The organism is Couchioplanes azureus, from assembly GCF_014648355.1.
GTDB lineage: Bacteria > Actinomycetota > Actinomycetes > Mycobacteriales > Micromonosporaceae > Actinoplanes > Actinoplanes azureus.
This window is the reverse complement of sequence record NZ_BMQY01000012.1, coordinates 112,188-135,080: the sequence shown is the minus strand read 5'-3', so window position 1 is coordinate 135,080 and position 22,893 is coordinate 112,188. Positions and strand designations below refer to the sequence as shown.

General features: G+C 68.9%; 21 protein-coding genes and 1 pseudogene. 15 read left to right on the top strand and 7 right to left on the bottom strand.

The genetic code is table 11. The features are described 5' to 3' along the window. Window positions 1-69: 69 nt before the first annotated feature. The 5 genes from IEY99_RS30480 to IEY99_RS34625 all read left to right on the top strand — a co-directional run bounded on the left by IEY99_RS30480 (window position 70) and on the right by IEY99_RS34625 (window position 5,691). Entirely contained in the window at window positions 70-636 is a 567-nt protein-coding gene (locus IEY99_RS30480; protein ID WP_189207557.1) for a Uma2 family endonuclease, read from the top strand. Window positions 637-1,035: 399 nt separating this feature from the next. After that, window positions 1,036-2,862 (top strand): ATP-binding protein, encoded by a 1,827-nt coding sequence (locus IEY99_RS30475; protein ID WP_229799385.1) that lies wholly within the window; start codon window positions 1,036-1,038, stop codon window positions 2,860-2,862. A gap of 254 nt (window positions 2,863-3,116) precedes the next feature. After that, window positions 3,117-4,133: a hypothetical protein gene (locus IEY99_RS30470; RefSeq protein WP_189207556.1), complete on the top strand. Its 1,017-nt coding sequence runs from the start codon at window positions 3,117-3,119 to the stop codon at window positions 4,131-4,133. Between the two features lie 361 nt (window positions 4,134-4,494). After that, window positions 4,495-5,349: a flagellar basal body-associated FliL family protein gene (locus tag IEY99_RS30465; protein ID WP_189207555.1), complete on the top strand. Its 855-nt coding sequence runs from the start codon at window positions 4,495-4,497 to the stop codon at window positions 5,347-5,349. A gap of 123 nt (window positions 5,350-5,472) precedes the next feature. Then, complete coding sequence (locus IEY99_RS34625; protein WP_229799384.1) at window positions 5,473-5,691, top strand: hypothetical protein; 219 nt, start codon at window positions 5,473-5,475, stop codon at window positions 5,689-5,691. Between the two features lie 58 nt (window positions 5,692-5,749). Here the strand turns inward: IEY99_RS34625 and IEY99_RS30460 are convergent, their stop codons facing one another. Both IEY99_RS30460 and IEY99_RS30455 read right to left on the bottom strand, forming a co-directional pair. Continuing rightward, complete coding sequence (locus IEY99_RS30460) at window positions 5,750-6,379, bottom strand: hypothetical protein (protein WP_189207554.1); 630 nt, start codon at window positions 6,377-6,379, stop codon at window positions 5,750-5,752. 61 nt (window positions 6,380-6,440) lie between these two features. Beyond that, window positions 6,441-9,362: an AfsR/SARP family transcriptional regulator gene (locus tag IEY99_RS30455; protein WP_189207553.1), complete on the bottom strand. Its 2,922-nt coding sequence runs from the start codon at window positions 9,360-9,362 to the stop codon at window positions 6,441-6,443. A gap of 108 nt (window positions 9,363-9,470) precedes the next feature. Here IEY99_RS30455 and IEY99_RS30450 point away from each other — a divergent pair, with 108 nt between their 5' ends. Then, complete coding sequence (locus IEY99_RS30450; RefSeq protein ID WP_189207552.1) at window positions 9,471-9,878, top strand: cellulose binding domain-containing protein; 408 nt, start codon at window positions 9,471-9,473, stop codon at window positions 9,876-9,878. A gap of 73 nt (window positions 9,879-9,951) precedes the next feature. On the opposite strand, the gene IEY99_RS30445 is transcribed toward IEY99_RS30450, so the two are convergent. Then, on the bottom strand, window positions 9,952-10,368 hold the full coding sequence (locus IEY99_RS30445; RefSeq protein WP_189207551.1) for a hypothetical protein: 417 nt from the start codon (window positions 10,366-10,368) through the stop codon (window positions 9,952-9,954). A gap of 722 nt (window positions 10,369-11,090) precedes the next feature. Here IEY99_RS30445 and IEY99_RS30440 point away from each other — a divergent pair. The 4 genes from IEY99_RS30440 (at window position 11,091) to IEY99_RS30425 (ending at window position 16,847) form a co-directional block, all read left to right on the top strand. Then, complete coding sequence (locus tag IEY99_RS30440; protein WP_189207550.1) at window positions 11,091-12,362, top strand: EAL and HDOD domain-containing protein; 1,272 nt, start codon at window positions 11,091-11,093, stop codon at window positions 12,360-12,362. A gap of 679 nt (window positions 12,363-13,041) precedes the next feature. Beyond that, the gene (locus IEY99_RS30435) at window positions 13,042-14,031 is read left to right on the top strand and encodes a hypothetical protein (protein ID WP_189207549.1); all 990 of its coding nucleotides are present in this window, start codon (window positions 13,042-13,044) and stop codon (window positions 14,029-14,031) included. A 98-nt stretch (window positions 14,032-14,129) separates the two neighbouring features. Then, a complete protein-coding gene (locus IEY99_RS30430; RefSeq protein WP_189207548.1) occupies window positions 14,130-14,966 on the top strand; it encodes a class II glutamine amidotransferase in 837 nt (278 codons plus the stop codon). 33 nt (window positions 14,967-14,999) lie between these two features. Beyond that, window positions 15,000-16,847: a glycoside hydrolase family 15 protein gene (locus IEY99_RS30425; RefSeq protein WP_189207547.1), complete on the top strand. Its 1,848-nt coding sequence runs from the start codon at window positions 15,000-15,002 to the stop codon at window positions 16,845-16,847. 153 nt (window positions 16,848-17,000) lie between these two features. On the opposite strand, the gene IEY99_RS30420 is transcribed toward IEY99_RS30425, so the two are convergent. Then, window positions 17,001-17,402, bottom strand: a complete 402-nt coding sequence (locus IEY99_RS30420; protein ID WP_189207546.1) for an SSI family serine proteinase inhibitor — start codon at window positions 17,400-17,402, stop codon at window positions 17,001-17,003. A gap of 694 nt (window positions 17,403-18,096) precedes the next feature. Between IEY99_RS30420 and IEY99_RS30415 the strand changes: the two genes are divergently transcribed. The 3 genes from IEY99_RS30415 to IEY99_RS30405 all read left to right on the top strand — a co-directional run bounded on the left by IEY99_RS30415 (window position 18,097) and on the right by IEY99_RS30405 (window position 19,762). Continuing rightward, the gene (locus IEY99_RS30415; protein WP_189207545.1) at window positions 18,097-18,684 is read left to right on the top strand and encodes a hypothetical protein; all 588 of its coding nucleotides are present in this window, start codon (window positions 18,097-18,099) and stop codon (window positions 18,682-18,684) included. Window positions 18,685-18,987: 303 nt separating this feature from the next. Beyond that, the gene (locus tag IEY99_RS30410) at window positions 18,988-19,434 is read left to right on the top strand and encodes a DUF6325 family protein (RefSeq protein WP_189207544.1); all 447 of its coding nucleotides are present in this window, start codon (window positions 18,988-18,990) and stop codon (window positions 19,432-19,434) included. A 16-nt stretch (window positions 19,435-19,450) separates the two neighbouring features. Next, window positions 19,451-19,762 (top strand): SHOCT domain-containing protein, encoded by a 312-nt coding sequence (locus IEY99_RS30405; protein WP_189207543.1) that lies wholly within the window; start codon window positions 19,451-19,453, stop codon window positions 19,760-19,762. Window positions 19,763-19,796: 34 nt separating this feature from the next. On the opposite strand, the gene IEY99_RS30400 is transcribed toward IEY99_RS30405, so the two are convergent. Beyond that, window positions 19,797-20,087 (bottom strand): hypothetical protein, encoded by a 291-nt coding sequence (locus tag IEY99_RS30400; protein ID WP_189207542.1) that lies wholly within the window; start codon window positions 20,085-20,087, stop codon window positions 19,797-19,799. A 212-nt stretch (window positions 20,088-20,299) separates the two neighbouring features. Beyond that, window positions 20,300-20,497, bottom strand: a pseudogene (locus tag IEY99_RS34620) (alcohol dehydrogenase catalytic domain-containing protein); the annotation flags it as partial. A gap of 170 nt (window positions 20,498-20,667) precedes the next feature. Here IEY99_RS34620 and IEY99_RS30390 point away from each other — a divergent pair. After that, window positions 20,668-21,684, top strand: coding sequence for an AraC family transcriptional regulator (locus IEY99_RS30390; protein ID WP_189207541.1), 1,017 nt, complete (start codon window positions 20,668-20,670; stop codon window positions 21,682-21,684). Window positions 21,685-21,721: 37 nt separating this feature from the next. Here IEY99_RS30390 and IEY99_RS30385 read toward each other — a convergent pair whose 3' ends face one another. Then, window positions 21,722-22,141 (bottom strand): SHOCT domain-containing protein, encoded by a 420-nt coding sequence (locus IEY99_RS30385; protein WP_189207540.1) that lies wholly within the window; start codon window positions 22,139-22,141, stop codon window positions 21,722-21,724. A 201-nt stretch (window positions 22,142-22,342) separates the two neighbouring features. On the opposite strand from IEY99_RS30385, the gene IEY99_RS30380 reads away from it, so the two are divergent. Beyond that, on the top strand, window positions 22,343-22,822 hold the full coding sequence (locus IEY99_RS30380; RefSeq protein ID WP_229799383.1) for a PNPOx family protein: 480 nt from the start codon (window positions 22,343-22,345) through the stop codon (window positions 22,820-22,822). The last annotated feature ends 71 nt before the right edge of the window (window positions 22,823-22,893 follow it).

The window sequence follows — 22,893 nt, the reverse complement described above, 5'->3', positions numbered from 1 at the left end:
AGACCGCCGTCCGTGGCCGGAACTTCGGTATCTTGATTCTGATGGCCGACGGCGCCGCAGGAGGTGTGTATGGCGGTCGAGATGGTCGCGCCGGCTTGGATGCATCAGCAGGTCACGGCTGAGCAATACGCGGCATGGTCAGAAGAGCAGTGTGCGGGCATCGAGATCGTGGACGGGATGGTCGTCGTGACTCCGAGCGCCTCCAAGCGGCACAACCGCCTGGCCAGGCTGTTGGCGAACGCATTGGATGCTGCGGCGGGGCCGGACTGGAACGCCGACACCGACTTCGACGTCCGCCTTCAGGACGTGCCACTGAACAATCGGCGTCCGGATGTGACGGTGTACCGAGCGGACACCATCGACGTGACTCCCACCCGACCTGAGCATGTGCTTCTGGTGGTCGAGGTGGTCTCACCGGGCTCCGAGACGACGGATCGAATCGTCAAAACCGATCAGTACGCAAGAGCCGGAATTCAGTTTTATTGGCGTGTTGAACAGGCTGCAACTGGCGCGCCGATCGTCTATACGTACGTTCTTGACCCGGCGACGAACCGATATCGCGACAGCGACGTCTTCACCGGCACAGTGAAACTGGCGGCGCCCTTTCCCCTTGAGGTCGATCTCGGCCAGATCTGACCCTCCTCTACGCGAATCAGTGCTCGCGCGTGTTGCCGAGCAGCTCTGTCTTCGGGCGGTCATTGTGGTCGCGGGCGCAGGCGGGAGGAGTGCTGCCGTGCTCGGCGGGCAGCCGCGCGAGCGTGGGTGCCTCGTCGGCGCGGAGAGTCGCGGGTGCCCGCAGATGTCGAATTCCAACGTGGTCTGCGCGTGTGGCAGAAATTCTCTTCACGGTGAAAGTCGGCCGACGGACTGTTGGTCCGCCGAGGTCGTTATTCCCTGCCGCTACCGTGTCGCGGTCATCGCCGAACGAGCGGTACGGACGGGTCGCTGTCTTCGGACTCCCACCTGCCCGGCCGCTGTCCGGCATCACGCGGACGAGTCGCCATCCCTTCTCGTCCGCCCGCGAAAGGTGGACCGATGGCTCCTGTAGCCGACATCGGCAGGACGCTCGACATGACCGTGGCGAACACCGGTTTCATGGTCGATCGACTGGGCCAGGACTGCGCACCGCTGCAGTTCCTGCGCGAGCTGACGCAGAACTCGATCGAGGCGGTGCTCGCCACCGCCGAGCGCGTCGGGCTGATCGTGTGGGACGTCGACTGGATCACCCACTCCGTCCAGGGCACCTTCAAGCTGTCCATCACCGACAACGGAATCGGTATGTCCGGGGAGGAGATGGCCCAGTACATCAACGCCCTGTCGTCCTCGGTGCACAAGCAGGCTCATGACGGCAATTTCGGCGTCGGTGCGAAGATCGCGGCCGCCACCCGTAACCATGAAGGCTTGATCTACCTCTCCTGGCGCGACGGTAAGCCTGGGGAGAAGATCCGGTTGTGGCGGGATCCGATAACCGGGAATTACGGCCTGGCGCCGATGGAGATCAAGGGTGAGAACAGGTACTGGAGTCGGATCAGCGACCAGGCCAAGCCCGCCATGATCGAGGCGCATGGCACCCAGGTCACTCTCCTGGGAAACGCCCCGGACGAGGACACCATGGCAGCCCCCGAGGGAATCAAGCCGGCGTCTCGCTGGGTCTCGTACTACCTGAACACCCGGTACTTTCGCTTCCCCGACGGCGTCACGGTCAAGGCCCGCGAAGGCTGGACCAAGCCTCGGGAGAACACTGACACCAACATCCTGCGGACAATTACCGGGCAGGAGCACTACCTGACACGGCACGCAGAGTCCAATGGCAAGGTCAAGCTGACCAATGCCACCGCGCACTGGTGGATCTTGCGCGAGGAGAAGGCCTCAGGCTCGAACTCCGGGGTGTACGCCTCCAACGGCCATGCTGCGGCGTTGTACCGTGACGAGCTGTACGAGATGGTGACCGGGCGTGGTGGCATGGCGCGCCTGCAGCACTTCGGCGTCATCTTCGGCAGCAACCGCGTGGTCATCTACATCGAGCCACACCACAGCGAGACGTGCCGAATCACCTCGAACACTGCGCGGACCCAACTCCTGCTCAACAACGAGCCGTTGCCCTGGTCAGACTGGATGGCCGAGTTCCGGGCGAATCTGCCCGCCGAGATCCGCGAACTCATGGAGGCGGTGTCTGCCGGCTCGGCTGACTCCAACCACCAGAAGAGCATCAAGGACCGACTCAAGGAGATCCGCAACCTGTTCCGGCTGTCCCGCTACCGCACCACGCCGAACGGGTCGGTGAACGTCACTGCCGAAAAGCCGGACCATGACAGCACCCCGGTGGACGGCGTAGGAAGCTCGGGGGGCGGCGGACGCGGCGGTAAGGGCGGACGCGGCAACGACGTCTACTCGCTGTTCTTGATCGATGAGGACGGGACGCCTGCGGACCTCGTCGGAGGGCATGACGATCCGAAGGTGCAGTGGATCAGCACGGAGAACGGGACGCGCGCCCCCGGCCTGCTGGAGGACCGTGCGGCTCACTACCTCCAGGACCAGAACCTGCTGCAGATCAACGGCGACTTCCGAGGTTTCACGGACATGATCGACCGGTGGAGCGCCGAGTACGCCGCCACCCCTGGAGCTCGACCGCAGATCACGGACGTGGTCCAGGAGTGGTTCGAGCAGGCGTTGGTGGAGACCATCCTGGGTGTGCTGTCCCTGCGTGGCAGCAGGGAATGGACACCGAATGATCTGGCCGCCTGTTGGACCCCGGAGGCGTTGACGGCAGCAGTGATGCAGCGCTACCACGTCGACCACGCCATCAAGCGGTCGTTGGGTTCCAAGCTGGGCAGCACCCGCGAGAGGCGGCCGGCTGCGTAGCAGCTCGACGTTCTACAGCACTGGGCGGCTACCCGGGACTCGGGTGGCCGCCAAGTGTCGTACTTGTCGGATGGGACACCGGGACACAGGTCGCTTCCGAACCGGGGCGGCGGCTTGTCCTTACCGCTCGGTGTCAGCCGTAGCGCGCACATCGCGGCATGAGCGGATGTCCTGCAGTCCATCAAACTCGGCATGATCGTGGTGGTGCTTTCTCCGTACGATCGTCCTGTGGCCGGCCACTAGTCTCTATGGGCGTGGAGTTTGTGTACTGGACCGACGATGAGTTGACTGAGGCGTGTCTGGAGGCGCTTGCCACTGGCTGTATTGAAGGCGTGCCGCTGGAGGCGGACCCGGAGGATTTGGCCTCCCAACTCGGCTTCCCGAACCGGCTGCCTCCCGATCAGGCGGATCGGGGCGAGCCCTACGGCCGGGCCTTCGAGCAACGGTACTTCGCCGGTGGTCTGCACATGACCCGCGACTGGAACCATGTCACGGCCTTCTATGTGCGTGACCACCTGCACGCGCCGTGGGAGGCCAACGGGATCACTATCCGTGCCTACTTGATGGACGAGCCTCCCGAGTGGTCAGCTGTCGTGGCGGAGCTGCGGCGGTACGGCTTCGAGCTGGTACCCGGGCCGGGCGCTCTCGCCCATCCGGACGAGTACACCGTCAGAGCGTCCGCCGTGTCAGCGAAGGTGGCGACCGGCGACGGTGACGACGCAGCACCGCCTGGCAGGCTGATCGACGTCACCATCAACCGGAACGTCGTACCGTTACCGTCCCCGGACCGGCGGGGGCACATCCGTAACGCGATGCGCGCCCTCGGCAAGGCGGGCGCCGGAGCGTGGCCCGCATGGCTGGCGGAGCGTGAGTTCGCGGCGGACGACTATGCGGCGGTGTTCGTCGCGCTCACCCGGCTCGACAGCGACCAGCCGACCCGCGCCGACGAGTGGACCGCACTGCTTTCCTGGTTCCTGGAGCGGGCACGCGAAACGAACGCCTTCCTCCAGGAGGAATGGACCTACCACTGGGCGCGCTATGGCTCGCCGTCGCCTGCTGAGGTGTCTCGTGCCTGCATGGCCGCTCTTCCCATGACGCTCGACGAAGCCCTGTCGATGCCGAAGAGCTGGCGTGAAATCGCACCGTACGACGTGCGCCGCGCTCGGATGACTCGGGCGCTGCTCGCTCTGGCTCGTGATGCAGCACCGGACCCAGCAGCCGTCCGAGAGATCGACCGGTGGAGACAGCAGAAACGGCCATGGATCCAATAACCAACAGCCGCTCATCGGCATGTGCGGACTCTGCAGTACCTTGCTCTGGCCCCACGCTTGCAGGCACGCCGCGTCATCGCGGCGAAGCTGGGGTGCCAGCGAGCTACGAGCTGTGCCGCTGCTTTCCATGGCACCGATCCGGCCGTGGGATGGGCTCGTACCATCACCGGGTACGACGAGGGGAACATCATCGCGATCATGCCGTTCAAGTACACGCCGCGATACGCAGATGGAGTACCGGTGATGCTGATCCGGACGGGACGGATCGAATCGGGTAGTCCGCCGAATTCTCCGACTCCGGCCGGATTTTGGTGGTGTACTGCCCGGGATGACTCAACCTCCGCCACCTCCTCTTGCCGGAATGCCGGGCTTTCCGCCGGGTCCCGGCAGACCGGCAGCCTCACGGCGCAAGAAACTGATCATCGCGGGTGCGGGTGCGGGCGTACTTCTCTTGCTGTGCTGTGGCGGCGTGACTGTGGCCGCCGTGATGAGCGGCGAAGACGAGAAGGAGAAGACCGCCTCGGAGGCGGTGGTGCCCGAGACGGCCGGCGCCAGCCCCGCTGCCACGTCGGCCGCGACCACCGACACCGAACCGCCGGTGGCCACTCCCCGGACGACCACTCGGGCGCCCCAACCCACCACGGCAGCGCCGGCGCCACCGGCGCCGAAGACGCCGGCGCCGAAGGTGTACCGGGGGAGGGGCGACAAGGTGGTGAAATTCCGTCCGGTGATCACCGACTCGTTGCTCATGACGACATCCTGGACAGGCGCCGACGGCAATATCACCATCTACGCGCTGAGCCCGGACGGCGATGAGGATGATCTCCTGGTCAACGCCATCGACTCGTATTCCGGGCAGGCACTCTTCAACCCTCGGGGATCCGAGGTCGCCGGCCTGAAGATCGAAGGCGGCGGGTCGTGGACCGTCAAGCTGGCGTCGCTGACCACAGCCGAACGGTGGAACGGGTCCGGGACCTACTCCGGCAAGAGCGACGGCGTGGTGAATGTCGCGTCGTCCTTCGACCCGCTCGACTCGATCGAGTTCGTGAGTACGAGATCAGACTCGAATGTCACCATGTACGCGTACGACTCGGACGGCGATGCCGATCTCGTCGTCAACGACATCGGCAACTTCAAGGGCGAGCACCTGGTTCCGAACGACTCAGTGCTGTTCGTCGTCAACAGCGACGGCCGATGGACCATCAAGAAGACCTAGTTCCGATCGTCCCCTCACGGCAGACTCATCCGCTCACGGTGACGTAGCGGCTCGCCTCCAGCTTGATCAGCCGCCGTCGACGGGCACGCCGCACTCGACCTGACCGCCTCCCATTGAGGTCAGATGCGGCTCGGCATTTCATGCACCGATCCATCGTCCGCGCCGACCAGCCGCAGAACCCCATCACCGCCACGAGCCTTCACCAACATCTGGGCCAACGAGATGCCGGAACCGGGCCAGGGCCCGGCCGTGGGCCGCGTGGTCTTCACCAACCTGACCCTGGCCCACAACGCGGTCGACATCCGCAACACCACGTCGACCTTCACGATCGTCCGCAACTGATCGGCCCGGCTGACAGCATCGGGACGGGGACCGGCGCGAACCGGTCCCCGTGCCTAGTTCAGTAGACCTCCAGACCGATGGAGAAGCCGTCCGGGTCGAAGGCGTTCGAGTCGTACGCCCATCCGCTGAACCCGCCGCCGTCGTACAGCCACGGCGTGAACTGCCGGAGTCCGTTCTGGTCCCGCCCGCCCAGGTCGACGGCCTTGATGGAGGCTCTGATGTCGTAGAGGTCGATGCCGGCCGGCATCGTCCGGGTCTCCAGGCAGACCCGGACCCGGTCGGGGTCGAAGAAGTTGGCGTCGAACGCGTCCGGGCTCATGCTGCCGCCCTCGCTCGCCCACCTGGTCCACTGCACCGGGCCTCGCTCGCTGCCGTTGCGGTCCTCGAGCTGGATGCCGAACCGCAGGTCACGGTCACCGAGCCGGCCACGCGGGGCCGGCATGAGCTGCACGCGGGCGCCGTCCGGGTCGAAGGCGTTCGGGTCGCCGGCCCACTCGGAGCAGCCGCCGCCGAAGGTGGCGAACGGGGTCATCTGCATCTGCCCGACCTCGCTGCCGTTGTCGATGAGCTGGATGCCGAGCTGGAAGTTCGGCAGGTCGGAGTCCGCCTTCGCCGGGGTGGCCCCGGCGAAGGCCAGCGCCCCGGCGGCCGCGGCGGCCGCCAGCGTCCGAAGGATTCCTTGTCGCATTGTTCTGTCCCTTCTGGTCATCGGTCGATGTGCTGGGACGGAACGTAGGACGGGGCGCTGGTCAGGCACTGGACGTCGGCCGGCCGGTACTGGACAGTCCGCGAACGGCGCGCTCCCGCTGGTGGTGGTCGCCGATCTCGGCGGCCAGGGTGAGCGCCGCCTCGTGGTACGCCCGCGCCTGGTGCACCTGGCCCGATGCGGCCAGCGCCTCACCGAGGCTGTTGCCGGCGTTCGCCTCACCGGCCCGCTCACCGAGGCGGCTGAAGGTGACCAGCGACTGGCGCAGCAGGTCCAGCGCGGCGGCGTGGTCACCGGCGGCGAGCCGGGCCAGGCCGAGCGCGTCGAGCGCGTACCCCTCGCCGGCCGGCTCGTTGTTGGCCCGGCACAGTTTCAGGGCCGTTCCGCACAGGTCGGCGGCGCGGTCGTGGTCGCCCTGCCGCAGCGCGATGTGCCCCAGGCTGATCAGCGCGTACGCCTCGCCGACCGCGTCGCCGGTGCGCCGGTTGATGGTGAGCGCCGCGCGCAGCCGCTCCCCGGCGGGACCGGGCAGCCCGCGCCGCAGCAGCACCTGGCCGAGGTTGCCGAGGGCGCGGGCCTCGCCGGTGCTGTCGCCGGCCGCCCGGCACAGCGTGATCGCCTCGTCGAGCCGGTCGGCCGCCTCGGCGTACCGGCCCTGCCGCTCGTGCAGGTGACCGAGGTTGCCGAGCGCGCGGGCCTGCGCGACCGGGTCGGAGATCTTCGCGGCCAGATCGGCGGCGTGCCGCAGCCGCAGTTCCGCCTCCGGGTACCGCCCCTGTTGGGCGAGGATGACGGCGAAGTTGGTCTCCAGGTGCGCCTGCCGGCGGGTGTCGCCGAGCTTTTCGGCGGCCCGCAGTGCGTGTGTGTGCAGGGTGGCGGCCTCGTCGTGGTGCCCGCCGGCCTCCACGTAGCGCAGCAGCACCAGGGTCAGTGCGGTGGTGTGCGCGGGCAGCCCGTGTCGTTCGGCGTGCACGGCGACCGCGACCAGGTTCGCCCGTTCCGCGTTCAGCCAGGCGAGGCTGCGGGCGGCGGTGTCCAGCGACGGCCCCGGTGTTTCCGGGGCCCTGCCGCAGACGAGGCGGTGCCGTTCGGCCGGGTACATGGTCTCGGTGGCGGTCTGCGCGGTGTACCAGTAGTAGTTCAGCAGCCGGTGCAGAGCGGCATCGCGTTCGGCGTCGTCGGCGGCGAGCCGGGCGGCGTACGCCTGCAGCAGGTCGTGCAGCACGAACCGGTCGGCGTCGTGGCGCCGGATCAGGTGCGCCCGGGCCAGCTCGTCCACCGCCCGCCGGGTGACGGCCGGGTCCCCGCCGCAGAGCGCGGCCACGGCGTGGCCGTCGATGTCCGGGCCGGGGTGCAGCCCGAGCAGCCGGAACACCCGGGCCGTGGCCGGTGGCAGGTGGCCGTACGACCAGGACAGCACCACTGCGACGTCGGTCTGCGGATCCGTCCCGGTGGCCAGCAGGTCCAGGCGCCGGTGCCGGTCGGACAGCTCGTCGACGAGCGCGGCCAGCGGCGCGGTGCGGCGCATCAGGGCCAGTTCGGCCGCGATCCGCAGAGCCAGCGGAAGGCGGGCGCACTGGACGGCGAGAGCGGCCACCGCATCGTGTTCGCCGTCCGTTCGCGACCGCAGCAGCCGGCCGGCCAGGGCGACCGCGTCGGCGAGCGGCAGCAGGTCCAGTTCAAGGCGGTCGGCGCCCTGCCCGGCGACCAGGCCGGCCAGCGAGTCCCGGCTGGTCACCAGGACCACGCACGATCCGGTGCCGGGCAGCAATGGGCGGACCTGCTCGACCGTGGCGGCGTTGTCCAGCAGCAGGAGCATGCGCCGGCCCGCGAGCAGGCTGCGGAGCCGGGCGGACCGTTCGGCGAGGTCCGCCGGCACGGAGTCGGCGGGCAGGCCGAGCGACCGGAGCAGCCCGGCCAGCGCGTCACCGGCGGCGACCGGCTGCTCCGGGTGATATCCGCGCAGGTTGACGTAGAGCTGCCCGTCCACGAACCGGTCCCGCGCCCGGTGGCCCCAGTGCACCGCGAGGCTGGTCTTGCCGACCCCGGCGGTCCCGGACAGCACGATGATCCGCAGCGCCTCGCCGGGGTCCTCGAGGGCGAGCCGGTCGAGCTCGTCGAGTTCGGCCTGACGGCCGGTGAAACCCCCGATGCCGGGTGGCAGTTCGGCGGGCGGCGGCGCCGTCGGCGCCTGCGGCGGATGCCGGGGTACGGCTACCGGCGGGCCGGTGGCTGCGGACACCGACCGGCGCACCGGCTCCTCGGCGAGCAGGGCCTCGTGCGCCGCGCTGAGTTCCGGGCCCGGGTCTACGCCCAGTTCCTCGGCCAGCCGTTTCCGTACTGCGTGGTAGGTGTCGAACGCCTGGGCCCGCCGCCCCGCCGCCTGGTAGGCGCGGATCAGCCGGGCTTGACCGGTCTCGTCCAGTGGGCTGGCGGCGGCCGCCTCGGCGAGCAACCGCACCGCCCGGTCGGCGTGCCCGTCGGCCAGCATCGCCGCGGCGTACCGGGTCAGCGCCGACCGCCGCTCCTCGGCCAGCGCGATCACCGCCGGGTGACGGCCGAGCACCGGTACGTCGGCGAACGGCTCGCTGTGCCGCCACAGCCGGAGCGCCTCGCCGAGCCGGCGGTCGTCGTGCGCCTGCCCGGCCAGCCGGACCAGCCGCCGGAACTCGGCCAGATCGACGCTGCCCGGCGGGGCGTTCAGCCGGTACCCGTCACCGGCCAGCGGGATCAGCTCGCTGGGCTGCCTGGCCGGGCGCCGCGGTTCCAGATGGCGGCGCAGATGCTTGATCCGGGTCTGCAGGATGTTGACGGCGCTGTCCGGCGGCTTGTCCTCCCACAGGGCGTGGATCAGCGCGGACCGGCTCACCGGCTGCCCTTCGGCGAGCAGGAGCAGCCCGAGGACGGCCCGTTGGCCGGCCGGGCCGAGGTCGGCCGGTTCCCCGCCGACCCACGCCCGGGTCAAGCCGAGAACCTGTATCCGCAGCACCAGTCGCCATCCAGTCGCTGTCCAGTGACGGCCGTCATCGTCTGCAATCGAGCATGGAGACCACGAGCGAGGAGGGGAACGGGTATGTCGCGAATCTTCCGGTGCCTGGCCGCGGGACTTCTGGGCCCGGCGGCCGCCCTGTCGACCGCCCTGCCGGCCGGAGCGGTCGTTGCGGCTCCGTCGGTGGGCTGCGCCGTCGACTACTACGGGCGGCAGGTGGACGCGTCGGTCCATGAGGCGGTGTTGAGGATCAACAACACCGGCACCGCGCCGATCGAGGGCTGGACGCTGCGCTTCAGGCTGCCGCTCGGGCAGACGATCCTCCTGGCCAAGGGGGCATACCTGGAGACCACCTCGGACGTGATCGTCGCGCACGACATCGTCACGAACGCGACCGTCCGTCCCGGCGGCGCGGTCACGGTGTCCTACCAGGCCTCCGGTCAGGCCACCCGGCCGGCGGAGTTCACCGTCAACAGCGTCCCCTGCGCCTGACGACGACAGCGCAGACGCGCGCGGTGGTGCGGAGGAATCGCACCAACCGCGCGCTGGACGGTCTGGCCAGGTCCTAGACGACGACCTCGCGGCCGCCGTACTGGATGACGGTCCCGGGCGGGCCGCAGATGCCGCGCAGATCCTGCTGGCCGGTGACGACGGGGCTCCAGTAGGTGACGTTGTCGTTGCAGACGATGAACAGCCGGACGGCGCCGGCGGTGATGTTGCAGACGAAGTCGACGTAGTAGACCGGTCCGGGTGGGATGAAGACGTTGCAGCTGCCCTGGACGAGGTTGGTCTGCAAGCCGGACATCGGGATGCCCTTGCCGGTGGTGGTGGCTGGCGCCTTGCCGAAGCCGAGTTTGGTGGCGGCGAGGGCGGGCGCGGCCGGTTGCGGACCGGCGACGGCGGTGGCCGGTGTGCCGATCAGGAAGCAGGCTGCGGCAACTGCGGCGAGTGCCATGGTCACGAGGGCCTTCGGTCGGTGCATGTTTCCTCCCCTAGTAGGTCTGAACAGTCTGTGAGGGAGGGTTGGACGCGTACTGGACGGCGGCTGGACGGTGGCGGGCTGGTCCTACCCGAACCACGGATTCACCACGGACGAGGTGTTCGCTCTCGTGCGAAAGCAGCTCGTCCGAGAGCCCTTACGCCGGATGACGCGGCCGTCAGAGCGGTCACCTGGTCGGCGTCGTTCGCGGAGATTGCTGCCAGACGGGCCCAGAGGTCTACGCGGTGCGCCTGTACGTGGTCGCCCGGCGGTGTCGACGAGGCGACCTGCTTGGTCCAGTGGTGGCGCCGCGCGGCCGCGGAGGAAATGTCCTTAGTCCGCTCGACTGCGTACTGGTGCGTCGTCAGCCGGGCGCCCCACGATCCGGGCTGCGTCGCTGTGGCGGCGACGGCCGTCGCCGCGGTCAGGCATGCCGTCAGTGCCAGGCCGGTCAGCCACGACCCCGCGCATGTGAACATCCCTGTCAGGCGACTGTGCATTCTTTCGGTATCGGCACCGTGGGCACCCACATGAGGAAGATGCACCCGAACCGCAACGTGAATCCTCCGACGCTTCAACCTTCCACCCGGTGAGCCAGGTTCCTAGGATGGTTTACGTGCTGAGGGGTTTCCCACGTGTCCGGGTCCGGTAGCGGTACACACCCCGGCGGCATGTCATGCGGTTAGCCCGACCCGCAGGGGGTCTTGGGGCATACCGTCGGTGGTATGACGAGCTCCGCTGCCGCCAACGATGACGAGACACGGTTCATCCATGTCGGGCGTCAACCGATCTACGATCGCAGCGGTGACGTGATCGCCTACGAGTTGCTGTTCCGCGACACCTCGGACGCGGAGAATGCATCACGACGGTCCGCGCAGGCGACCAGCCGGGTGATCATCGCCGCGTTCACCGAGTTCGGCCTCGCCGAGCTGGCGGGCTCGAAGGCGTGCTTCGTCAATGTCACCCGGGAGTTCCTGGTCGGCGACCTGCCGGTGCCCTTCGACGCCAACCAGGCCGTACTCGAGATCATCGAAACGGTGCACGTCGACGACACGGTCGTCGCCGGGGTCCAATCGCTGGTCGACAGAGGCTTCACCCTCGCGTTGGACGACTTCGTGCGGGGCACGGAAAGCGAGCGACTGCTCGACATGGTCACCTATGTCAAGATCGACATGCTGGACACCGAGGCGGCGGAAACCGCGGAGACGGTGCGGCACTGCCGGAAGTTCCCCCACCTGCAGTTGATCGCCGAGCGGCTCGAGACCGAGGACCAACTGCAGCAGGCGATGGAGTTGGGTTTCGAATACTTCCAGGGTCACGTACTCGGACGACCGCACATCCTGTCGAAGGCCTCCCTGTCGCCGTCGCGCGTCGGTCGCCTCCAGTTGATCGCCGCCCTGAACGCCACCGAGCAGGATCTCGACGAGATCGTGGACTTGATCAGCCGTGATCCTGCGATCACCTATCGGCTGTTGCAGGCGACGAACGCGGCCGCGTCCGGGCTGAGCGCCCGGGTGTCGTCCGTACGCGACGCGGCCGTGCTGCTCGGCATGGCCACCGTACGGCAATGGGTGACGCTGATGCTGTTCAGCGACCTGACCGAAGCCACCGAGGAACAGCTGATGGCGACCATGATCAGGGCACGGTTGTGTCAACTCCTCGCCGAAGAGGTGGGAGCCGACGGCGGCGCCGCCTTCACCGTCGGTCTGCTGTCCGGAATCGCCGAACTGCTGGCCGAGCCGGCCGACGATCTCATCTCGCAGCTGCCGCTGTCCGCGCCGGTCGCTGCAGCTCTGACCGACGGCATCGGCGACCTGGGTCAGGTTCTTTCCGTGGTGCGCGCCTACGAACAGGGCGAGCCGGCCGCCGCCCTGAGAATGGTCGGCATTGACATCATGGTGCCCACCTACCTGTCGGCCGTCGGCTGGTCCAGGCACACTCTGCAGGGTGCTCTGGGCACAGCGTCGGAAGGACCGGCGGACGCAAACACGCCGTAGCACGCAACCCGCCGTGCGGAACGGTCAGCTGTGCGGTACCCCTCGCCGAGGATCCGGAGAAACCTCCGCATCGGATGAGGCGGCTGGCATGCCTATTGCCGACCCTTCATCAAGGTGGGTGCGACCCGGACAGTCGCCGAGGGGGAGTGACCGTGAACCTCACTGGGGCGGATTTCGTTCACACGCTGGTGGCCGGGCTGGCCGGCGGGCTGGGCGTCTACCTGTTGGGAGAGGCTCTCGGCGTGCTCCGTCGCTACGGCATGTGCCCCGAACGCTGGCGACGGAATCGATCGTTCCTCGTGCGCCGGGGCAGAGCCCGCGGAGGCTCATGGGGCCACGGTGCCCGCTGAGTCCGGTCCGCATCCGACGCATGAGGATCTGGCGAGGTTGCCCATGAACGGCTGGCTGCTGTGGGGATTCGTTCTTCCCGTCCTGCTCGTCGTCGCCGGAGTGATCACCATCCGGCGCCGGAACGGCCGTCGCTGACCGCGATCCGCGAGCGACCCGGGCCGCTCGCGCGGGTGCGCTCTGTTCCGCTCCGGCCGGAACCACTCGCTCTGGATGAGACGCGAGCCGCGCACGCGCTCGCTGCGGGGCGACCACGAATCGTCAATCTCGAATGATTCGCGAGCGCCCGCGCCCGGGTTAGCGTCGCGCCACCGACCAGCGAGGAGCCGGCATGGGATCCAGGCGCAACCATCGGCGGACCGGCGCGGTGAGCGTGCTGTCAGCGTTCATGATCGGCGCGGTGCTCGCTCTGCCCGCATGCGGCGCAGGTGAGGGCGACCCGTCCACCCTGCCGTCGCCCCGTGCGTCGGAGCGGTCCGTCGACCGCCCCGCATCGCAGGAGCCGGAGGCTGACCCCACCGCGGCGCGGCCCAGCCGGACCGACGGCACGCAGGCTCCACGGTCGCGGCAACCGGCGCCGACCGCGGAGCCCGCGGAGCCCACGAAGCCCGCGAAGCCCGCGACGCCCACCGCCCCGGAGACGGAGCCGGCCCGGACCACCACCACCGTCCGGACCACGACTCCGGCCCAGGCTACGACCCGGCCTCCGGCATCGGCGACCGTCGCGGCACCCGTACCGGCGCAGACCACCGTGACCACCGCACCGGCGCAGGCCGGTTCGGCGCCCAGCGTGTCCGCCAGCGCCGCGGCGGCTGCCGCGGCGACGGGTTTCGGACCGCTCGGCTGGTTCCTGCTGCTCGTCCTCCTCGCAGCGCTGGTCGTCGGCGGGTTGATGGTCTACCGGGCGCAGCGGAAGTCGGCCTGGGACGCGGAGGCCCGCGCCTTGGCGCTGGATACCCGCACCGTCACCGGCAGGCGGTTGCCGCCGGTGTTGACCGCGACGACCGCGGCGCAGCGAGGCCTGGTCTGGCTGCCCGTACGCGCCGACCTGACCGAGCTTGCCGGCCGGTGGAACGCCCTGGTCGAACGGGCCACCGGTGAACCGCGACGGAACTGGTCGCTGGAGATCGGCGCCCTGCTGCGAGACCTCGTCGCCGCGGTGGACGCCGAGAACGAGGCGCTCACCCTCGGACGGGACTGGATGCTCCTGCGGCCCCGGGTCGATCAGGTCGAACGAGCTCTCGCCGCGGCGCTCGCGGTGCAACCGCATCCGGAACCGCCCGCGGCGGGAGAGCCCAGGCCCTCGGCGTTCGGGACCTGACCACTGCGGGCCTGCCTCATTCGCCCGGGATGAAGCACGCCGTGGCCGGTCGCCGGGAACATCGGGCTGGTCGAACCCGCCGCCGAAGGGGAGCCGTCATGTGCCGCTGGCTGGCCTACTCGGGCACGCCGATCCTGCTGGAGGAGTTGCTCTACAAGCCGGCCTTCTCGCTGATCGATCAGAGCCTGCACGCGCGTCTCGGCGTGGAGACCACCAACGGGGACGGTTTCGGCGTCGGGTGGTACGGCGCCTCCGAGCGGTCCGGGCCCGTACTGTTCCGCGACACGGGTCCCGCCTGGAGCGACGCGAACCTGCGCGAGCTGGCCGGTGCCGTTTCCTCGCCGCTGTTCCTGGCGCACATCCGGGCGAGCACGGGCACGCCCGTGCAGCAGTCCAACTGTCACCCGTTCCGCTACCAACGCTGGCTGTGGGTCCACAACGGCGCCATTCGCGAGTTCCCGCGGCTGAGACGGGACCTGATGTTCGCCATCGCCGCGGAGTTCTTCCCGTCGGTGACCGGCTCCACCGACTCCGAGGTGATGTTCTATCTGGCCCTGACCCTGGGGTTGCAGGACGGCCCGGTGGCCGCGGTGGAGCGCATGGTGGGCCTGGTCGAGTCGGTCGCCCGGGCGCACCAGGTCCCGGATCCGATCCAGATGACGGTCGCCACCACCGACGGCGACCGGGTCTGGTGTTTCCGCTACTCCAGCGAGGGACGCAGCCGAACGCTTCACTTCAGCACCGCGATCTCCGCGCTGCACGAGCTCTACCCGGAGAACGACAATCTGCGGCGGCTGTCCGACGAGACCCGGTTGGTCGTCTCCGAGCCGCTCAGCGAGCTGCCCGGCGCCTGGCAACCGGTGCCCGAGTCCAGCTATGGCGTCATTCAGAAGGGTCAGGACGAGCTCGGTCCCTTCCGGCCCGTCGTTCCCTGACACCGTTGATCATCCGGGAGGGCGGGCTTGCCCATGCCTGACTATCCGCTCATCGCCGACCACGGCCTCATCGGGGATCTGCAGAGTGCCGCTCTCGTCAGCACCGACGGGTGCGTCGACTGGTTCTGCGCGCCCCGTTTCGACTCGCCGAGCATCTTCGGTGCACTGCTCGACGCCGAGCGGGGCGGCCATCTGCGGGTCCGCCCGTCGGCGGAAGCCTTCACCCGCAGGCAGCTCTACTTTCCCGACACGGCGGTGCTGGTCACCCGGTTCCTGACCGAGGAGGGAGCCGGCGAGGTGGTCGACTTCATGCCGGTCAGCGCACCCGGCGTCGCGTCGGACGAACGCTGTCTGGTCCGTATGGCCCGCTGCGTCCGCGGAGACATGACCTTCCGCCTCGACATCGCGCCACGCTTCGACTACGGCCGCGAGCCCGGCAAGACCCACGTCGACGGGAGTGGCGCGGTCTTTCAGGGCGTCCGTGGCACCACCCTGACCGTCTGTCTGATCCGCGATGCGGGCGACGAGCGGGCGGCCCGGATCCGGGTGGACGACGACGGCGACGTCCATGCGGAGGTCCGGCTCACGGCAGGGGAGACGCGCGGGATCGTCCTGCGCACGGGCGATGCGGGCCGGCTGCGGGAGGTACGCGTCGCCGAGGCGTGGCGGCTGTTCGAGGAGACGGTGGGCTTCTGGAAGTCCTGGCTCGACCGGTCGACCTACGCCGGGAGATGGCGCGAGGCCGTGCACCGCTCGGCGATCACGCTGAAGCTCATGACGTACGCACCCACCGGCGCGCTGGTAGCCGCGCCGACCGCCGCGCTGCCCGAGGTGATCGGCGGGGAACGCAATTGGGACTACCGCTACACCTGGGTCCGCGACGCCTCGTTCTCCGTGTACTCACTGCTCGGGCTCGGCTTCACGGACGAGGCAGCAGCGTTGGGCAGCTGGCTGCGCGACCGGATCGACGAGCGGGCGGAGAAGGACGGCACGGCTCCGTTGAAGATCATGTATCGGGTGGACGGATCGGGGGACCTGACCGAGGAGACCCTCGCGCACTGGAGCGGATACCGCGGGTCTGCGCCGGTGCATATCGGCAACGGCGCGGCGGACCAACTCCAGCTCGACATCTATGGCGAAGCGCTGGACAGCATCCACGTCGCCGCCGAGCACGGACTCGCGCCCAGCCACCAGGGCTGGACGGCGATCTGCGGGCTGCTCGACTGGGTGGCGGAGAACTGGTCGCAGCCTGAAGAGGGCATCTGGGAAACCCGCGGCGGCCGACAGAGCTTCACGTACGGGCGGCTGATGTGCTGGGTGGCGCTGGACCGCGGCGTCCGCATGGCGGCCCGCCACGGCCGGCCGGCCCCGCTCGACCGCTGGCGCCGGGAACGGGACCTCATCTATCACGAGATCATGGATCGCGGGTGGAGTCCGTCGCGGCAGGCCTTCCGCCAGCACTACCAGACCGAGGTACTGGACTCGTCCCTGCTGCGGATGCCGACCGTCGGCTTCGTCACCCCCACCGACCCCAGGTGGCTGTCGACCCTGCGAGCAATGGACGCGGAGCTGGTCACGGACAGCCTGGTGTACAGGTACGACCCGGCGGCGTCACCGGACGGGTTGCGCGGCGCCGAGGGAACCTTCTCGCTCTGCACCTTCGCCTATGTCAACGGGCTCGCCGGTGCCGGCCGGCTCGACCAGGCCCGGGTCACCTTCGAGAAGATGCTGACGTACGCCAACCACCTCGGCCTGTTCTCGGAGGAGATCGGCCTGACCGGGGAGCAGCTGGGCAACTTCCCGCAGGCGTTCACCCACCTCGCCTTGATCGACGCCGCCCTGACGTTGAACCGCCACCTGGACCGTCGCTCCCCGCGGTAGGCCGACGCCCAAGGGGTGCGGACCGTGGTGGTCACCTGCCTCCCGGCGGGGCAGGGTGACGAGGGCCCGATCGCGCAAGCGGCCGGGCCCTGCCGTGCCGCGGGATGTGGTTCTGCCTGTCCCGACCGATTTCCCGGCCGAAGGACGAATCGCTCAGAAATTGAAAATGCCGCTCGTTGCGCGCTCCATGGTGCACCGGTTGGAGAAGGTCTCACGATAGGTGATGAGCGTGCCCCGCCAATCTCCGACCGAAATGGCGGTCACCGGGCGATATTCCAGGGTGCACGCGCCCCGGGTGCCCTCGACGGCGTAGAAATCACCGTTGGCGGACTCGAGCTGGGCGCAGGCCGCGATCGGGTGTGGATGCGTTCCACCGGCGGGCTCGCAGCGAAGTGTCGCCGTACTGACGGGGCCGCCGTACTCCGGAACGATCGCGAGGACGAACGAACTCGCCGAAGCGGCGGGAACAGCCTGGGCGGGCGTCGAGACGGCCAGCCCTGCCGCCGTTGCGGAGAGGCAGGCCAACGCCATACCGATACGCCGGAAGGTGGTCATGGAATCCTCCTTGTGAGAGACGCGGCCGGACGAACCGGTTCCCGATGGCGATCACCTTTTCGGGGGCCATGGGAAACCGGCTCACCTGTCCGTCCGTGACCTTGTTGGTGCTACAGCTGGTTGCCGAATGACCCTGGTTCTGTCTTGTCCGCAGTGCTGGCTGTCGTCCATGAACCGATACCCGGGTGGCGGCATTCACCAGTTGCTGGCCAGCAATCGCCTACACGCTATGTCGCCGTGCCCGGCCAGTCAATTACCTTTCGATGAAAGTCGATATTAAATGCCACGGCGACATTATCGGCAGATCGTCGACATTATGCTGGCGCCGGGTGGTGGGGTGCGGCGCGACCGGACGCTCGCGGCATGGCGATCAATTGCGTCGAGTCACATATGTTCACGAGGTCTTAACCTGGCCGCTCCGCTCTGCCTGCCCGGAGTGCCGTTGTCCGCCATTTTGGTCGTTGCCCGGGTCGGCAAACCGTCCTGGGCGGGAGCGGTCGGTGACCGTGGCCCCTTGCGTGCTCGTTCTCTTCTTTGACGTTCCATCGAAGTCCTTGATTGGATATGTGCCTGCGGCGAATACTGGTCCGCCAGGAGCTCCTCCCGTGATAGCGCGACCTGCGGTGACGTGATTGCGACGGACGACTGTCCGGCCTCCGCGACCCGCCGCCGGCGCCGATGAAAGGAGTCATCCATGTGGAAACGCGTCGCCGCTGTCGTGGCGTTGACGACGCTGGCCGTCACAGTTCAGGCGTCGCCGGTCATGGCGGGCGCCACGGGGCTCTCGACCGACGGGCTCGCCGCCGCGGCACGCGAGGCGCGATCCCTCGACCCGGCCGACGGTGTGGTCCGGGTCCAGGCAGCGGTGGCCGATGCCGACGTCGCCCAGCCGGTGGGGCGGCACGTCTGCTACCAGGCGTACGTGCAGGGCCTCGGCTGGGACGAGGTCCGCTGTGACACCCAGATCGCCGGCACGATCGGTGAGGGCCAGATGATGGAGGCGATCGCCATCGGTGTGAGCCCCGAGGTGGGCAGCGTCTGCTACCAGGCACACATCCAACGCCTCGGCTGGGACGACGTTCGTTGCAACACCCAGATCGCCGGCCTGGTCGGTGAGGGCTACGGGCTGGACGGACTGGCCATCGGCGTCCAGCTCGGCGGCGTCTGCTATCAGGCACATCTGCAGGGCTCGGGCTGGGAGGAGGTTCGCTGCAACACCCAGATCGCCGGCACCACGAATGAGGCCACACCCCTCGAAGCGATCGCCATCGGCGTCTTCTAGGTTCGTTCACGCAGTCCTTGCCGTCCGATCGATCGGTTCACCACAGCGCTCACGATGTCCTTTCCCGTGACGCGGCGCAGTTGGCGTGATCGGGGCCGGTGGGCCGCCCAGGCGGCCTGCCGGCCCCGCATTCGCCCGCGTGAACCGACCGGGACGGCCACCGGAAGCCCTCCGTGCGGGGTGATTTCGGTGCGTCTGCCGGCGCCTACCGTGGCGGGGGACCAGGCATGGCCGGTGCAGACCTCGCCCGCGGCGTACCCCGCGGCCAGGACGCGTGAGTGACAACGGGAGAGTGATGGAGAGATGCCGAACCAGGTAGCCGTCGGCCCGATCGACTTCGTGCTGCTGGAGTTTCCGGGCGATGCCGATACCAAGGCGTGCGCCGACGCGATCATGGATCTTGTCGAGCGCGGTTCCATTCGCCTGTACGACCTTCTGGTGATCCGCAAAGCGCTCGACGGGTCGTTCAGCGGGGTGGACCTCTCCGAGGTGACGCCCTTCGGCGTGGGTGGGTTCCATGTGTTCGGCGGGGCCCGGTCAGGGCTGCTCGGCGACGATGACCTCAGTACGGCGGCCGAGGTCATGCAACCCGGCACGATGGCCGTCCTGATCGTCTTCGAGAACGCCTGGGCCGCGCCCTTCGTCGCCGCCGCACTGGATGCCGGCGGGGAGATGATCGCTAGCGAGCGCATCCCCGCCCAGGACGTGATCGATGCGCTGGACCGGCTGGAGATCAGTCGCCAGGCCTGAGGAAGGGAAGGAAGTCATGCCGGGACTGTTGCGAGGAATCGCCCGCACCGCCGTGGTGGCCGGTACGGCGAGTGCTGTGGCCGGACGGGTGCAGCGTCACCAGGCGAAGAAGTTCGCCGACCGCGATGCGCAGACCTACGCCGACCGGGAGCAAGCCTACGAGCAGGAAATGGCCGAACGGCGACCCTATGGCCAAGCGGCGCCGGCCCCCGCGGCCGCGCCCCAGCCCACCATGGTCGATCAGCTCCGGCAGCTCGCCGATCTCCGCGACAAGGGCATCCTCACCGATGAGGAGTTCAACGCTCAGAAGGCCCGGATCCTGAGCTGAGATCCGTGGCGCCGAGACCCGGCCGGCCGCCGCATCAGCGGCTCCGGTCGGTGGCGCCGGTCGCCGGGGATTCGAGCCGCTCGATGCTCGTGGGGTAGGCGCGGCGCCCCGCGAGCAGCAGCACGACGGCGCCCACGGCCGCCAGCGGGACGTACCGCATGGCGGCCTGCAGGCCGAGCCGGTCGGCGAGAAGGCCGGTGAGAATCGGGCCGGCGGCCAGGCCGAGCGCGTTGTTGAAGAAGGTGAGCGTGCCGAACGCGGTGGCCCGGACCGACTCTTGTCCGGCGCCATCGCGTACGCCCGGTGGAAGTAACTGGGCAGCCACGCGAACAGCGAGCCGGCGATGAACAATTGGAGCCCGCCACCGAGGTACGCGAGGACCACGGCGGGGGTGGAGAAGAGACTGCCGAGGCGAGCGCGCTGCCTGCCGGCGGCCGGCGACGGCCCCGGGCCGGTGAGTTTGATCAAGGGTGCCACGGACATGACCCGTTCGGTGCTGTAGGCCCCGAGCGGGCTGCCGGTGTAGGTCACCCGGTCGCCGACGCGGAACCCGGTGACGCCGGGACCGGTCGCCTCGATCACACCGGCCGCCTCGACGCCCATTCCGGCGGGCAGCTCAGCGGGGTAGAGGCCGCGGCGGAAGTAGATGTCGGCGAAGTTGAGCCCGGCGGCCCGGTGCCGGATCCGGACCTCGCCCGGACCCGGTTCGCCGACCTCGACCGATTCACATGTCATGACCCCGGGGGGCCCGGGCCTGTCGAAGCGGATGGCCTTGGCCATGCGTGTCTCCTCGGGAACGGTGCCGGCCGGTTTCCGTAACGCCATCGACGCTAGGCGTGATGTCCGAGGGGTGCTTTACTGAGCGGGACAGCTTTCTTATCCCTGCGAGACATCGACGGCGCGACGTGAGACCTTCGCTCCGGTACGCGGCACTCAGCGGCTATCTGCAGCTCTCCCGGTCCTACGGCGTGGACCCGGCGACCCTGATGCGGGCCGTCGACCTCGATCCGGCCGATCTGTCCACGCCCGACAAGTGGGTGCCGGCGGTCCGCGTGGCCCGGCTGCTGGAGCTGTCCGCCCGCGCCTGCGGCCGCGCCGACTTCGGCCTCAGGCTGGCCGAGTACCGCCGGCTGTCCACGCTGGGGCCGCTGAGCCTCGCTCTCCGCGCGGAAGACACGTTGCGTGATGCGCTGGGCCTGCTGATGCGCTACGAACACACCTACAACGAGGCGATCCGGATCCGGCTGGTGGAGGCCGAAGGACTCGCGTCCCTCCGGATGTGGTTGGAACTGGGCGAGCCGGCGCCCACGACCCAGGCGGAGCAACTGGCGGTCGGTGCGCTCCACGGCATCGTCAGTGAGGTCCTGGGCCCCCGGTGGCAGCCGCTGTCGGCGTGTTTCTCGCACGCCGCCCCCGCCGATGTCGACACGCACACCCGGCTGTTCGGCCCTCGAGTGCGCTTCGGCCACAGCTTCACCGGCCTGGTGCTGTACGCGAGTGATCTCGATGCGCCGAACGTGCTCGCCGGCTCGCAGGCTGCGGGGCGCCTCGACGAGATCTTCGCGTCCCTGGCCATCTCACCGGGCCTCACCGTCCCGGAGCGGGTCAGAGACCTGGTGGAAGTGCTGTTGCCGACCGGCCGCTGCGGCGTCGAGCGGGTCGCCCGCACCCTGGGCATGGACCGGCGGACCCTGCACCGGCACCTCACCGCCACCGGGAACACCTTCACGTCCATGGTCGACGATGTCCGGGCCGGTCTGGCCGAGCGGTACCTGTCCCACGAGCGCTACCGGTTGACGGAGATCTCCGAGCTGTTGGGCTTCGCCGCGCCGAGTGCGTTCTCCCGGTGGTTCCGCCACCGGTTCGGTGACAGTCCCCGCCGGTGGCGCGCGCGGCGGGCGGAGCTGCCGACCGCGCTCTAGGTCTGTTCGGCGGCCGCCCGCCGAGCGCCGCGATCTGCTACGCAACCGGCGAGGCGGGGCCTTTCCCCATCGCATTGGCTTTCAGCTGCTCGTACTCGCTCGTGGTGATGGCACCGGAGTCGAGCAGTGCCTTCGCCGACGCGATCTCATCGGTAGCGCTACCTCTGCCTCCGCTCGATGTCGCGACCGACCTGATATAGGCATCCTGCCGCTTCTGCAGCTCCGTCTGGGAAGCGACCGCGCGCTCGGCCATGCCGCTGCCGCGTGCGATCAGGTAGATCATCATGCCGAGGATCGGCAGGAAGACGAGGAACAGAGTCCACAACGTCTTGGCCACGCCGCCGAGATCCTTGCTCCGGAAGAGGTCTCCGAAGATCCAGAACAGGCCCATGAACCAGGCGAAGAAGATGAAGAACTCCAACATCGCCAGCAGGAACGATCCGTTGTCGTCAAACACGTCAGTAGCCCTCCGGATCGGAGCCGACCGAGTCGGCGGCGGGATCAACTTCGTCTCCAGTCCATCCCGTACTCGTCATCTCCGCCTCATCCACCATGGGCTACTTCGGTGTCGTGCGCTATGAGTACCGGGCCCGACGACGCCTCCGGTGGAGTAACGTCGAGGCGTACGTACAGCGGCGTCGACCGTGGGGAGGCCGCCATGACGGCTGGTCGCGCCGAGCCCGGGAGGGGTAGGGCGAGGACGCTGCGCTTCCAGCGCCTCGCCAACGTGATCGTGCGGGTCCTTCTGCGGATGCCGCTTCTGTCCCGGGTGGTCGGCCGGAATCTGCTCATCCTGTACGTCGTCGGACGCAAGTCGGGGAAGCAGTTCGCGGTCCCCGTGACGTACACGCGGTATGAGGGTGACCTGCTGATCGGCTCGCCGTTCGCCTGGGGGAGGAATCTGCGGACCGGGGAACCGGTGGAGGTGCGGCACCTGGGCCGGCGGCGCCTGGCGGACGTGCGCGTGCTGACCGAGGAGGCCGCGGTGGTCGAGAAGTATGGCGTGATCGCCCGGGACGTTCCGACCTTTGCCGGCTTCAACAACATCCGTCTCGACGAGAACGGCGATCCGGACCCCGGCGATCTGCACCTGGCCTGGGCGGCGGGCGCCCGGGTCTTCCGGCTGACGCTACGCTGACCGGCGCGATTCCTCGTCTTGGCGGCGTACCGCCGGACAGGAGTGCTGTGCGCTACGCGGCGCGCACCGGT

Bases quoted from the DNA above. Each gene is read 5' to 3' on its own strand.
- IEY99_RS30480 (WP_189207557.1), top strand. From the start codon at position 70: ATGGCGGTCGAGATGGTCGCGCCGGCTTGGATGCATCAGCAGGTCACG.
- IEY99_RS30475 (WP_229799385.1), top strand. From the start codon at position 1,036: ATGGCTCCTGTAGCCGACATCGGCAGGACGCTCGACATGACCGTGGCG.
- IEY99_RS30465 (WP_189207555.1), top strand. From the start codon at position 4,495: ATGCCGGGCTTTCCGCCGGGTCCCGGCAGACCGGCAGCCTCACGGCGC.
- IEY99_RS34625 (WP_229799384.1), top strand. From the start codon at position 5,473: ATGCGGCTCGGCATTTCATGCACCGATCCATCGTCCGCGCCGACCAGC.
- IEY99_RS30460 (WP_189207554.1), bottom strand. From the start codon at position 6,379: ATGCGACAAGGAATCCTTCGGACGCTGGCGGCCGCCGCGGCCGCCGGG.
- IEY99_RS30450 (WP_189207552.1), top strand. From the start codon at position 9,471: ATGTCGCGAATCTTCCGGTGCCTGGCCGCGGGACTTCTGGGCCCGGCG.
- IEY99_RS30445 (WP_189207551.1), bottom strand. From the start codon at position 10,368: ATGCACCGACCGAAGGCCCTCGTGACCATGGCACTCGCCGCAGTTGCC.
- IEY99_RS30440 (WP_189207550.1), top strand. From the start codon at position 11,091: ATGACGAGCTCCGCTGCCGCCAACGATGACGAGACACGGTTCATCCAT.
- IEY99_RS30435 (WP_189207549.1), top strand. From the start codon at position 13,042: ATGGGATCCAGGCGCAACCATCGGCGGACCGGCGCGGTGAGCGTGCTG.
- IEY99_RS30430 (WP_189207548.1), top strand. From the start codon at position 14,130: ATGTGCCGCTGGCTGGCCTACTCGGGCACGCCGATCCTGCTGGAGGAG.
- IEY99_RS30425 (WP_189207547.1), top strand. From the start codon at position 15,000: ATGCCTGACTATCCGCTCATCGCCGACCACGGCCTCATCGGGGATCTG.
- IEY99_RS30420 (WP_189207546.1), bottom strand. From the start codon at position 17,402: ATGACCACCTTCCGGCGTATCGGTATGGCGTTGGCCTGCCTCTCCGCA.
- IEY99_RS30415 (WP_189207545.1), top strand. From the start codon at position 18,097: ATGTGGAAACGCGTCGCCGCTGTCGTGGCGTTGACGACGCTGGCCGTC.
- IEY99_RS30410 (WP_189207544.1), top strand. From the start codon at position 18,988: ATGCCGAACCAGGTAGCCGTCGGCCCGATCGACTTCGTGCTGCTGGAG.
- IEY99_RS30405 (WP_189207543.1), top strand. From the start codon at position 19,451: ATGCCGGGACTGTTGCGAGGAATCGCCCGCACCGCCGTGGTGGCCGGT.
- IEY99_RS30380 (WP_229799383.1), top strand. From the start codon at position 22,343: ATGACGGCTGGTCGCGCCGAGCCCGGGAGGGGTAGGGCGAGGACGCTG.